Origin of the sequence: Actinoplanes philippinensis, assembly GCF_900113015.1 — a bacterium.
In the GTDB taxonomy this organism is placed as follows: Bacteria; Actinomycetota; Actinomycetes; order Mycobacteriales; family Micromonosporaceae; genus Actinoplanes; species Actinoplanes philippinensis.
On the sequence record NZ_FONV01000001.1, the window covers coordinates 632,316 to 644,999 of the forward strand.

Annotated in this window: 10 protein-coding genes; 9 read left to right on the top strand and 1 reads right to left on the bottom strand. The window is 70.9% G+C overall.

Annotated elements, in window-relative coordinates; all coding sequences use genetic code 11:
• Nucleotides 1-93 precede the first annotated feature (93 nt).
• The 9 genes from BM290_RS02825 to BM290_RS02865 all read left to right on the top strand — a co-directional run bounded on the left by BM290_RS02825 (nt 94) and on the right by BM290_RS02865 (nt 12,361).
• Nucleotides 94-1,158, top strand: a complete 1,065-nt coding sequence (locus tag BM290_RS02825; protein WP_239143281.1) for a Gfo/Idh/MocA family protein — start codon at nt 94-96, stop codon at nt 1,156-1,158.
• The gene (locus BM290_RS02830) at nt 1,155-2,123 is read left to right on the top strand and encodes an NAD-dependent epimerase/dehydratase family protein (protein ID WP_203779088.1); all 969 of its coding nucleotides are present in this window, start codon (nt 1,155-1,157) and stop codon (nt 2,121-2,123) included. The genes BM290_RS02825 and BM290_RS02830 overlap by 4 nt, the downstream gene beginning before the upstream one ends.
• Nucleotides 2,105-3,244, top strand: a complete 1,140-nt coding sequence (locus BM290_RS02835; protein WP_239143280.1) for a DegT/DnrJ/EryC1/StrS family aminotransferase — start codon at nt 2,105-2,107, stop codon at nt 3,242-3,244. Before BM290_RS02830 ends, BM290_RS02835 begins: the two co-directional genes overlap by 19 nt.
• Nucleotides 3,241-3,924, top strand: a complete 684-nt coding sequence (locus BM290_RS02840; RefSeq protein WP_093609550.1) for an acetyltransferase — start codon at nt 3,241-3,243, stop codon at nt 3,922-3,924. Before BM290_RS02835 ends, BM290_RS02840 begins: the two co-directional genes overlap by 4 nt.
• Entirely contained in the window at nt 3,921-5,021 is a 1,101-nt protein-coding gene (locus tag BM290_RS02845; protein WP_093609552.1) for a DegT/DnrJ/EryC1/StrS family aminotransferase, read from the top strand. Before BM290_RS02840 ends, BM290_RS02845 begins: the two co-directional genes overlap by 4 nt.
• Before the next feature lie 13 nt (nt 5,022-5,034).
• Complete coding sequence (locus BM290_RS02850) at nt 5,035-6,150, top strand: acyltransferase family protein (protein WP_093609554.1); 1,116 nt, start codon at nt 5,035-5,037, stop codon at nt 6,148-6,150.
• Nucleotides 6,151-6,166: 16 nt separating this feature from the next.
• A complete protein-coding gene (locus BM290_RS02855; protein ID WP_093609556.1) occupies nt 6,167-7,408 on the top strand; it encodes an MFS transporter in 1,242 nt (413 codons plus the stop codon).
• Complete coding sequence (locus tag BM290_RS02860; protein WP_203779086.1) at nt 7,405-8,421, top strand: TolB family protein; 1,017 nt, start codon at nt 7,405-7,407, stop codon at nt 8,419-8,421. Before BM290_RS02855 ends, BM290_RS02860 begins: the two co-directional genes overlap by 4 nt.
• 307 nt (nt 8,422-8,728) lie before the next feature.
• Complete coding sequence (locus BM290_RS02865; RefSeq protein ID WP_177319551.1) at nt 8,729-12,361, top strand: DUF4082 domain-containing protein; 3,633 nt, start codon at nt 8,729-8,731, stop codon at nt 12,359-12,361.
• 61 nt (nt 12,362-12,422) lie between these two features.
• Here BM290_RS02865 and BM290_RS02870 read toward each other — a convergent pair whose 3' ends face one another.
• On the bottom strand, nt 12,423-12,680 hold the full coding sequence (locus BM290_RS02870; protein ID WP_093609560.1) for an acyl carrier protein: 258 nt from the start codon (nt 12,678-12,680) through the stop codon (nt 12,423-12,425).
• Between the last annotated feature and the right edge of the window lie 4 nt (nt 12,681-12,684).

The window sequence follows — 12,684 nt, forward strand, 5'->3', positions numbered from 1 at the left end:
CGGATCGATAGCTTTCCCGACGGACTGCGTCGGCACCGTCCGTCCACTCTGCGCGGACGTGTTCCCGCCCAATCTCCGACGAAACGGATGCTCGTGACTTCTCCGCTCCCCGCTCCCATCGGTGTGGCCGTCGTCGGCGCCGGTTACTGGGGCCCCAACCTCGTCCGCAACTTCCAGAGCAGCCCGAACTTCCGGTTGCGCTGGCTCTGTGACCTCGACGTCGAGCGGGCCCAGCGGGTCCTCGGCGGATACTCGACGGTCCAGGTGTCGGCCGATCTCGACGAGGTCCTCGCCGACCCGTCGGTGGACGCGGTGGCGATCGCCACTCCGGCCGGCACCCACCTGCCGGTCGCGATGGCCGCCCTGCGCGCCGGCAAGCACGTGCTGGTCGAGAAGCCCCTCGCGGCCACCCACGAGGAGGGTCTGCAGCTGGTCGAGGAGGCCGACAAGCGCGGCCTGACGCTGATGTGCGACCACACCTACTGCTACACCCCGGCGGTGCTCCGGATCCGCGATCTGCTCGCGGCGGGCGAGCTGGGCGAGCTGCACTTCCTGGATTCGGTACGGATCAACCTGGGCCTGGTCCAGCGGGACATCGACGTGATCTGGGACCTGGCCCCGCACGACCTGTCGATCCTGGACTTCGTGCTGCCGCCGTCGGTGCGCCCGGTCGCGGTCGCCGCCCACGGGGCCGACGGGATCGGCGCGGGCCGGGCCTGCGTGGCCTATCTCACGCTCCAGCTGAACACCGGTGCGATCGCCCACATCCATGTCAACTGGCTCTCCCCGGTGAAGGTCCGGACCGCTATCTTCGGCGGGTCGAAGCGGACCCTGGTGTGGGACGACCTGAACCCGAGCCAGCGACTGTCGATCTACGACCGTGGGGTGGACGTGGCCTCCCCGGAGGAGCTCGGCGACGAGCAGCGGCGGGACATCCTGGTGTCGTACCGCTCCGGTGACGTGGTGTCCCCGGCGCTCACCGAGCGTGAGGCGCTGCGGACCATGGTGGACGAGTACGCGCGGGCCATCACCACGGGCGCTCCGGCCCTGACCGACGGTCGTTCCGGCCTCCGGGTCCTGGAGATCCTGCAGGCCGCCTCGCGTAGCCTCGCCGAGGGCGGGACCATGATCAAGCTGAACGAAGGGCACATGGCGTGACTGGCGTATCGATCGAGGGCAGCAAAGCCCTGGTCACCGGCGGGGCGGGCACGATCGGCTCGCACGTCGTCGACGAGCTGGTCCGTGGCGGGGCCGCGGAGATCGTCGTACTGGACAACTTCGTGCGCGGCCGGCGCGAGAACCTGGCGTGGGCACTGTCGCAGGGCGACACCGTGCAGCTGGTCGAGGGCGACATCCGCGACCGGGAGCTGGTCCGCTCCGTCACCGAGGGTAAGGACCTGGTCTTCCACCTGGCGGCGATCCGCATCACCCAGTGCGCGGAGGAGCCCCGGCTCGCCAACGAGGTGCTCGTCGACGGCACCTTCAACGTGATCGAGGCGGCCGCCGAGGCCGGTGTGAAGAAGGTCGTCGCGTCGTCGTCGGCGTCGGTCTACGGCCTGGCCGAGGAGTTCCCGACCACCGAGCGCCACCACCCGTACAACAACGACACGTTCTACGGCGCGGCGAAGGCGTTCAACGAGGCCACCCTGCGCAGCTTCAAGGCGATGAAGGACCTCGACTACGTCGCGCTGCGCTACTTCAACGTGTACGGCCCGCGGATGGACATCTACGGCCTCTACACCGAGGTGCTGATCCGCTGGATGGAGCGCATCGAGTCGGGCACTCCCCCGCTGATCCTCGGCGACGGCCTGGCCACCATGGACTTCGTGCACGTGGCCGACATCGCCCGCGCCAACATCCTGGCCGCCCGGGCGGACGTCACCGACGAGGTCTTCAACATCGCCGCCGGCGAGGAGACCAGCCTCAAGGACCTGGCCGCCGCGCTCAGCGCCGTGATGAAGTCGGACCTCGTCCCGGAACACGGCCCGGCCCGCGCGGTCAACGGCGTCACCCGGCGCCTGGCCGACATCACCCAGGCCGAGCAGAAGCTCGGCTGGAAGCCGCAGCTCAGCCTGCACGAGGGCCTGCAGGGTCTCGTCGACTGGTGGCGGTCGTCCAAGTGATCCCGGTGATGATCCCCGACCTGGGGGAAGAGGAGGCCCAGGCCGCGGCCGAGGCGATCCGCTCCGGCTGGGTCGCCCAGGGCCCGCGGGTCGCGCGGTTCGAGCAGGAGTTCGCGGCCGCCGTCGGCGCCGGGCACGGTGTCGCCGTGTCGTCCTGCACGACCGGCCTGCACCTGGCGCTGGTGCTGCTCGACATCAAGCCCGGCGACGAGGTCATCGTGCCGTCGCTGTCGTTCATCGCCACCGCGAACGCGGTCCGCTACGTGGGCGCCACGCCGGTCTTCGCCGACGTCGAGCTGGCCACCGGCAACGTCACCGTGGAGACGGTGGACGCGGTGCGTACCGAGCGGACCCGGGCGGTCGTCGCGGTGCACCAGGGCGGTGTGCCGTTCGACACCGCGGCGCTGCGCAAGGCGGCCGACGGCTGGGGCGTCGGCCTGGTCGAGGACGCCGCGTGCGCGGCCGGGTCGACCGCCTACGGGGCGCCGGCCGGCACCGGGGCCCGGGTCGCCGCGTGGTCGTTCCACCCGCGCAAGCTCATCACCACCGGTGAGGGCGGCATGGTGACGGTCGACGACGCCGCCTCGGCCACGCGGCTCAAGCGTCTTCGTGAGCACGGCATGAACGTGTCCGCCGCCGACCGGCACGCGTCGAAGCAGCCGGTGCTGGAGGCGTACCTGGAGACCGCCTACAACTACCGGATGACCGACATCCAGGCCGCCGTCGGCCTGGTCCAGCTCGGCAAGCTCGCCGGGCTGGTCGCTCAGCGGCGGCAGCTCGCGGCCCGCTACCAGGAGCTGCTGGCGGACATCGACGGCCTGGTCCCGGTGCGTGACCCGGCCTACGGGCAGACCAACTACCAGTCGTTCTGGGTGCTGCTCGACGGCTTCCGGGCGAGCCGGGACGAGGTGCTGACCGAGCTGGCCGCCCGCGGGGTGTCGGCGCGGCGCGGCATCATGGCGGCCCACCTGGAGCCCGCCTACGCCGACGCCACCCCGGGGCCGCTGCCGGTCACCGAGCGGATCACCCGCGAGTCGCTGATCCTGCCGCTGCACCACCGGCTCACCGAAACGGACCAGGACCACATCATCGGCGTGCTGCGCGAGCTGGCCACCCGGTGAAAGACCTGGTCATCGTCGGGGCGGGCGGGTTCGCCCGGGAGACGGCCGCGGCCGCTCTCGCGGGCGGCCGGCGGGTCCTCGGGTTCGTCGACGACAACCCGGACCTGCACGGGACCGTCCGCTCCGGCCTGCCCGTCCTCGGCCCGGTCGACCACGTGACCGGCCTCGACGCCGACGTGGTGGTCTGCGTCGGCAACCCGCGCGACTACACCGTGCGGCAGCGGATCGTGGAACGGCTCGGTCTGCCCACCGAGCGGTACGCCACGGTCCTGCACCCGTCGGTGTCGGTCGGCGCGGGCAGCACCGTCGGCGCGGGCACCGTGCTGCTGGCCGGCACGGTGCTGACCGCCGACGTGACGGTGGGCGCGCACGTGGCGGTCATGCCACAGGTCGTGCTCACCCACGACGACCTGGTGGGCTCCTACGCCACGATCGCCTCCGGGGTCCGGCTCGGCGGCGGGGCGGTCCTCGAGACCGGCGCGTACGCCGGCTCCGGCGCCCTGATCCGCGAGGGCGTGACGGTCGGCGCCTGGGCCCTGGTCGGGATGGGCTCGGTGGTCCTGCACGACGTCCCGTCCGGTGAGGTCTGGGCGGGCAGCCCGGCCCGCTTCCTGAAGAACGTCCCGACCCTCCCGGCCGCCCCGCCGGTCCCGTCCGTCCTGGAAAGGCAGACCTCATGACCCGCATCCCGCTCGTCGATCTCGCCGCCGCCCACGCGGAGGTGGCCGAGGAGGTCGAGGCCGGCTTCAAGCGCATCATCGCCGAGACGGCCTTCATCGGCGGCGCGGAGGTGGCCGCGTTCGAGAGCGAGTACGCCGCGTTCTCCGGGCTGCCGCACGCGATCGGCGTGGCGAACGGCACCGACGCCCTGGAGCTGGCGTTCCGGGCCGTCGGCGTGGGGCCGGGCACCGAGGTGATCCTGCCGGCGAACACGTTCATCGCCACGGCCGAGGCGGTCGCCCGTACCGGCGCGCGGGTCGTGCTGGTGGACTGCGACCCGGCCACGTACCTGATCGACGTGGACGCCGCGCTCGCCGCGATCACGCCGCGGACCCGGGCGATCGCGCCGGTCCACCTGTACGGCCAGCTGGCGCCGGTCGACGAGCTGCGCAAGGGCCTCGCCGGCCGGGACATCGTGATCGTCGAGGACGCCGCGCAGTCGCAGGGCGCCACCCGGCACGGGCTCGGCTCCGGCGTGGACGGCATCGCCGCGACCAGCTTCTACCCCGGCAAGAACCTGGGCGCCTACGGTGACGCGGGCGCCGTGACCACCGCCGTCGAGGAGTGGGCCACCACGGTCCGGACCCTGGGCAGCCACGGTGGCCTGCGCAAGTACCACCACGACCTGGTCGGGGTGAACAGCCGCCTCGACGGCCTGCAGGCGGTCGTGCTGCGCGCCAAGCTGGCCCGTCTGGCCGGGTGGAACGAGCAGCGCCGCGCCGCCGCGGCCCGCTACCACGAGCTGCTGGCCGGCCTGGAGCAGGTGGTCCGCCCGGTGACGCTGGACGGCAACGTCCACGTGTGGCACATCTACTGCGTCCGGGTGCCGAACCGCGACGACGTGCTGGCCCGGCTCAACGCCGCCGGCGTCGGCGCCGCCATCCACTACCCGATCCCGGTGCACCGGACCGGCGCGTTCGCGGACCTGGGCGGCTCGTTCCCGAACGCCGAGGCGGCCGCGCCGCAGATCCTGTCACTGCCGATCTACCCGCAGATCACCGCCGACCAGCAGGCCCGGGTGGCCGAGGAGCTGGCCAAGGCGCTGAGCGCGGCCTGAGGAGGATCATCAGATGGCAGACGCTGCGGTCGTCGCCCGCGGCGGTGACCGCCGGCTCCCCTCGCTGACCGGCCTGCGGTTCATCGCGGCGTTCGCCGTCTTCGGTTTCCACGTGTCCGTCGCCGACCTCTTCGCGGAGGACGGCGGCGTGCCGGGGGTGCTGGACGAGATCTTCCGGCAGGGCGCGACGGGGGTGTCGTTCTTCTTCGTCCTGAGCGGTTTCGTGCTCTGCTGGTCGGCCCGGCCCGGTGACACCATGCGGCGCTTCTGGCGCCGCCGCGCGGCGAAGGTGTACCCGAACCACCTGGCGACGGCGTTGTTCGCGCTGCTGGTCGTGGCCGTCGCGGGCACCGCCGTCTCGGTCTGGCCGGTGGTGGCCAACCTGCTGCTGCTGCAGGCCTGGGTGCCGGACGAGGCGGTCTTCTACGGGCTGAACACCCCGAGCTGGTCGCTCTCCTGCGAGGCCTTCTTCTACCTGTGCTTCCCGCTGATCCTGCGCGCCGTCGACCGGCTGCCCCGGCGGTGGCTGTGGCCGCTGACCGGCGTCGTGCTGGCCGCGGTCTGCCTGATGCCGGCCGTGGCGCTGGGCCTGCCGGAGGATCTGCGCTACTGGTTCATCTACGTCAGCCCGCCGGTGCGGATGCTGGAGTTCGTCGTCGGCATCCTGCTGGCCCGGATCGTGCGCGACGATCTCTGGATCCGGCTCACCGTGGCGCCGGCCGCCGTGCTCGCCGTCGTCGCGTACTTCGCCTCCGGTTTCCTGCCGCTCGGCTTCGCCTACGTGGCCGGCACCGTCGTGCCGCTCGCGCTGCTGATCCCCGCCGTCGCGGTCAGCGACCTGCGCGGCACCAGCTCGTTCCTGCGCCGCCGCACGATGGTCTGGCTCGGTGAGGTGTCCTTCGCCTTCTACCTGGTCCATCAGCTCGCGATCCGCCTGGTGGAGCGCGCGCTCGGCGGCCAGGGCTGGTCGCAACCCGCCGGGATGCTGGTCGCAATCGCCATGCTGGCGCTGTCCATGGTGGGAGCATGGGCGCTGTACCAGATCGTGGAGAAGCCCGCGATGCGGTGGTTCTCCGGCAGCAGGAGCCACCCGGTGCGGACCCCGGCACCGAGCACCATCACGCACTGATCAGGAAGAAAGCACCATGTATGTGAGTTTGCGGGACCGGCCCGGCGCCGACGACGGAAAGTCCGGGGCGGCCGTCCGGCGGGTCTCGTCGACCGTCGTGCTGCTCGGCGTGGTGAGCCTGCTGACCGACGTGTCGTCGGAGATGGTGGCGTCGGTCCTCCCGCTGTATCTCACCGCGGCGGTCGGGCTGAGCCCAGTCGCGTACGGCTTCCTGGACGGCATGTATCAGGGCGTCAGCGCCTTCCTGCGGATCGCGGGCGGCTACGCCGGGGACCGCGGGGGCCAGCCCAAGTGGGTCGCGGTTCTCGGGTACGGCGCGTCCGCCGTCAGCCGCATCGCTATGCTCGTGGCGACCGGTTTCGCCGCCATCACCGCCGTGGTGACCGTCGACCGTCTCGGCAAGGGGCTGCGCACCGCGCCGCGTGACGCGCTGATCGCCGAGGCGTCCGACCCGAGGATGCTCGGCCGCGCGTTCGGTGTGCACCGCACCCTCGACACGATCGGCGCCGCCCTCGGCCCTCTGGTGGCGTTCGCGCTGCTCGCCGCAGTGCCCGGCAGCTACGACTCGATCTGGGTGGTGTCGTTCGCGTTCGCCATCGTCGGTGTGGCGGTGCTGGTCCTGTTCGTACCCAATCTGCGCACCGCCGCCGGCGCCGCGCGGATCGGCCTGCGACGTACGTTCCGGGCGGTGGCCGGCCGCCGGCTGCGCCGCCCGCTGATCGCCGCCGGGCTGCTCGGCCTGCTGACGGTCGGGGACGGCTTCCTCTACCTGTCCCTGCAGGAGCGCGACGACTTCGCCGCCGTCTACTTCCCGCTGCTCTACGTCGGCACGAACATCGCGTACCTCGCTCTCGCGGTGCCCCTGGGCCGGCTCGCGGACCGGGTGGGCCGGGCCCGGGTGCTCGTCGCCGGGCACGGCGCGCTGCTCGCCTGCTACCTGATCGCCGCGGTGCCGGCCGGCGGGCTCGGGCTGACCCTCGTGGTCCTGCTGCTGCTCGGCGTCTTCTACGCGGCCACCGACGGCGTCCTGCCGGCCCTGATCAGCCGCCTGGTGCCGGGTGAGGCGCGGGGCAGCGGCATCGCCGCGGCGCAGACCGTCGTGGCGCTGGCCCGGTTCGTCTCGTCGCTGACCTTCGGTCTGCTCTGGAGCCTGCAGGGGCCGGGCTGGTCGCTGATGCTCTTCGCCGGCCTGCTGACCGCGGCGATCCCCGCGGTGGCGTGGCTGCTGCGTGGCGTCGACGCGGAGGAGACCGCGTGAGCGCCCGTAATCGGGTCATCATGCTCGTCGCCGTCCTGCTGGCGGCTCTGGCCGGCGCCGGAGGATATGTCTGGAACGTCCGCAAGAGCCAGGCCGAGACGCTCGCCGCGGCGCCGGAGGTGGCCCAGGGCGGTGATCTGCAGTCGCTGCGCGCCCAGCCGCACATCGTGTTCCGCAGCAACGCCCTCGGGGAGAACTACGGCCGGGTGGCGGTGGTCCCGCTGACCGCGCCGAACGGGCCGCGGGCGTTCACCCCGGCCTCCTGCGAGCGGGTGTACGCCACCGCCGCCGACACGATCTGCCTCTCCGCCCAGCGTGGACTCGTCACGACATATCAGTCGCGCCTGCTCGATCCGAGCTGGAACGAGTCCCGGGAGCTGCCTCTGACCGGCCTGCCGAGCCGCGCCCGGCTGTCCCGGGACGGCTCGCTGGTCGCCACCACGACGTTCGTCTACGGCGACTCCTACGCCAACCCGGGCCAGTTCTCCACGAGGACGCTGGTGACCCGTACCGACGGCGCGGTCGTCGGCGACATCGAGAAGTTCAAGCTGGTCGTGGACGGCCGGGTGATCACCGCGGCGGACCGGAACCTGTGGGGCGTGACGTTCGCCGACGACGACCGCTTCTTCGTCACCGCCGCGTCCGGCGGGAAGACGTGGCTCGCCGAGGGCAACCTGAGCACACGGACAGTGACCTCGATCCGGGGCGATGTGGAGTGTCCGTCGCTTTCCCCCGACGGGACGAGGATCGCCTTCAAGAAGCACGGCGACCTGCCCGCCGGTAAGTGGCGGCTGGCTGTTTACAATCTCCGGACCGGAACGGAGATCGAACTGGCCGAAACGCGCAGCATCGACGACCAGGCCGAGTGGCTGGATGATGCGACAGTCCTGTACGGCCTGTCACACACCGCTGACGGCTCGGCATCCAGTGATGTCTGGAAGGTGCCCGCGGACGGGTCCGGAAAGCCGGAAGTGCTGATCAGCGACGCGTGGTCACCGGCGGTCGTCCGATGAGGTGAGGGGCTCTTCGTGTGATGCGGTACAGCCGAACGGATGATCAACAACGGCCGGGCGGCGTCCACATCGAAAGCCCTCACCGATGTCTGAGCAGCGCTGGATCTCCTATTTTCACACTGCACATCCGGGCTCTCACCGGCGAATCGTGCGCGTTGATTCCCTTTGGAAAGGTTGGTGTCCGGCAGAAATGGACAAACAGGGGGCGGAACCGGTGGCACCAGGGGGAGCCGGCGCCCCGATGCCATACAGATTACGCAGAGTCAGCCGACGGCACCGGCGCCCTCTGCTCGCCGCTCTCGTCGCCGTGACGGTCGTCGCGGCCTCGCTGGTCGGCGGCTCGACACCCGCCGCGGCGAACACCTGCGGCGAGAACCCGATCGTCTGCGAGAACGCTTTGGACGGCAACCCGTCCGCCGAGTGGGAGATCGACGGCGCCGGCGACCCGACGCTGCAGGGCTTCGCCACCGACATCAGCGTCAACGCGGGCCAGCGGATCGACTTCAAGATCAAGTCTGAGGGCTCCTCCTACTCGATCAAGGTGTACCGCCTCGGCTGGTACGACGGCGACGGCGCCCGGTTCATCACCGAGGTCGACCCGACCACGTTCGCGCCGCAACCGCCGAACTGCATCACCGACGACGACCTCCAGCTGCTCGACTGCGGCAACTGGCACGTGTCGGCGCACTGGAACGTCCCGACCACGCAGGTGTCCGGTGTCTACATCGCCCGGCTCAAGCGCACCGACATCGCCACCACCGAGGCCAGCCACATCACCTTCGTGGTACGCAACGACAGCAGCCACTCGGACCTGTACTTCAAGACGTCCGACGCGACCTGGCAGGCGTACAACCTGTACGGCGGCGCCGACTTCTACCAGGCGCCGGTCAACGGCCGCGCCCTGAAGCTCAGCTACAACCGGCCGTTCGCGACCCGCGGCTCCGACTACGGCCGCGACTTCCTGTTCAGCAACGAGTACCCGATGCTGCGGTTCCTGGAACGCAACGGGTACGACATGAGCTACACCACCGACGTCGACACCGACCGGCACGGCGAGCTGATCAAGAACCACAAGACGTTCCTCTCCGTCGGGCACGACGAGTACTGGTCGGGCGCCCAGCGCGCCAACGTCGAGGCCGCCCGTGACGCCGGCGTGAACCTGGCGTTCTTCAGCGGCAACGAGGTCTACTGGCGGACCCGCTGGGAGACCAGCAAGGACGGCTCGGGCACGCCGTACCGGACGCTGGTCTGCTACAAGGAGACCTGGGGCAAGGACAAGATCGACGACACCTCCCCGGAGTGGACCGGCACCTGGCGTGACCCGCGGTTCGCCACTCAGGAGCAGGGCGCCGGCCTGCCGGAGAACGCGCTGACCGGCACGCTCTACATGGCCAACTACACCGACCTGGCACTGCAGGTCCCGGCCGCCCAGGGCAAGCTGCGGCTGTGGCGCAACACCGGGCTGGAGGACCTGGCCGGCAACACCACGGCCACCCTGGCGCCGCACACCATCGGTTACGAGTCGGACGAGGACCTGGACAACGGCTTCCGGCCGGCGGGCCTGATCCGGCTCTCCACCACGACCGGACCGACCCCGGAGTACCTGCAGGACTTCGGCAACGTCACGCTGGCCGGCACCACCACGCACCACCTGACGATGTACAAGGCCGCCAGCGGCGCCCTGGTCTTCGGCGCGGGCACCGTGCAGTGGGCCTGGGGCCTGGACCAGAAGCACGACGGCGTGGACCCGCAGCCCGCCGACGAGCGGATGCAGCAGGCGACCGTCAACCTGCTCGCCGACATGGACGTCCAGCCGGCGACCCGGATGAGCACCCTGGACGCGGCCACCAAGTCCACCGACACGCAGGCGCCGACCGTGACCGTCACGAGCCCGGCCAACAACACGAAGGTGGCCAACGGCTCGCAGGTCACCCTGCAGGGCACCGCCACCGACGCCGGCGGCGGCAAGGTCGCGGGCGTCGAGGTCTCCACCGACTCGGGCTCCACCTGGCACCCGGCCGACGGGACCACGTCCTGGTCGTACAGCTTCTACACGAGCGGCGCCGGGCTGCAGGCGGTCCGGGTGCGCGGCATCGACGACAGCGCCAACATCCAGGAGCCGTCGACGGTCGTGAACCTGAAGCTGACCGGCCCCACCACGATCTTCGGCAACAAGACGCCGGAGAACGCGGCGGTCGACGACACGGCCGCGATCGAGCCGGGCATCCGGTTCAAGGCCACCGACGACGGCTACATCACCGGCATCCGGTTCTACAAGGGCGCCGGCAACACCGGCTCGCACACCGGCAGCCTCTGGTCGGCCGACGGCGACCGGCTCGCCACCGGCACCTTCGCCAACGAGTCGAGCGCGGGCTGGCAGAAGCTGACCTTCGCGGACCCCGAGCCGATCCAGAAGAACAAGGTGTACGTGGCGTCGTACACCGCCCCCAACGGGCACTACGCGGCCGACGGCTCGGCGTTCAGCCTGACCGGGGTGGACTCGTCGCCGCTGAACGTGCCGAAGTCGACGCTCACGCAGGGCAACGGCGTGTTCGCGTACAACGCGGGTTTCCCGACCCACTCGTACAACGACACCAATTACTACGTGGACGTCATGTTCATCTCCAGCGACAAGGGCGCGCCGTCGCCGGTGTCGCTGTCGCCCGTGGCGAACGCCACCGTCGTCCCGCTCAGCGCGGAGCCGTCGGTGAAGTTCAGCCGGGCGCTCGACCACGACTCGATCGAGTTCGGGCTGAAGACGGCCGCGGGCGTCGCGGTGCCGGGCGGGTTCTCCTACGACGCCGACGAGCGGCGGGTCACGTTCTCGCCGAGCGTCCCGCTGGAGGCCTCCACCAAGTACACCGCGACGGTGCTGGCCAGCGACACCGGAGGCACGCCGAGCGACGAGCCGACGGTGTGGTCGTTCACCACGGACGCCACCGCGCAGATCGACACGCTGTTCGCCGACGACGCCACCCCGCAGGTGGCGGCCGACAGCGACAACAGCGCGATCGAGCTGGGCGTGAAGTTCGTCCCCACCAAGAACGGCAAGGTCGTCGGGGTGCGCTTCTGGCAGGGACCGGGCAACGGCGGCACGCACACCGGCACCCTGTGGTCACCGACCGGCGGCATCATGGCGCGCGCCACGTTCTCCGGGGAGAGCGGGTCCGGGTGGCAGAGCGTCCGGTTCGACTCGGCGGTCACGGTGACCGCCGGGACGACGTACACGGTGTCGTACTTCGCGCCCAACGGCCACTACTCGGCCACACCGGGGTTCTTCAACTCGCTGTGGACCCGGGGGCCGCTGACCACACCGGCGACGACCGCCAACGGCGTCTACCGGTACGGGACGAACGGCTACCCGACCAACTCGTACGGCTCGACCAACTACTGGGTGGACGCGCTGTTCGTGGCGAACGCCGGTGCGGACCCGGACCCCGATCCGGACCCGACCACACCGCCGGACGGCAGCACGGTCGGGATCTTCGCGGCCGACGCCACGCCGGACCACGCCAACTGGGACGACAACGACTCCATCACGGTGGGTGTCAAGTTCACCGCGGACGTCGCCGGCAAGGTGACCGGGATGCGGTTCTACAAGGGCCCGCAGAACACCGGCATCCACACCGGCACGCTCTACAACAGCGCGGGGTCACCCATCGCCAGCGCGCCGTTCACCAGCGAGACGGCGTCCGGCTGGCAGAGCGTGACGTTCAGCCCGGCGATCGACGTCACCCCGGGTGAGACGTACACGGTGGCCTACTGGTCCTCCGCGGGCCGGTACGCGGTGAACCTCAACCAGTTCGCCTCGCAGGGCCTCGACGCGCCGCCGCTGCACGTCGAGACCCGCGGCGGGGTGTACCGGCCGGGCGACGGGTTCCCGCAGACCGCGACGAACCACAACTTCTGGGTGGACGTGAAGTTCAAGCCGAACAGCTGACCGGCTGACACGAGAGAAGGCCCTCACCTTGCGGTGAGGGCCTTCTCTCGTTGCCGGTGGCTCAGAGCTTGGAGTCGATCAGCGCCGCGAGGGACTTGAGGGTGTCGAACACGTCGGCGGTCACCTCGTCGTCGTCGATCGTCACGCCGAACCGCTCCTCGAGGGCGGCGACCAGCTCCAGCACCGCCATCGAGTCCAGCTCGGGCAGGTTGCCGAGGAGCTGGGTGCCGGCGTCGATCGTCGCGGCGCGGTCCTCGATGCCGAGGACGGACACCAGCACCGCCTTGACGTCGTCGATCGTGGTACCGGTCGGGGCCATCTAC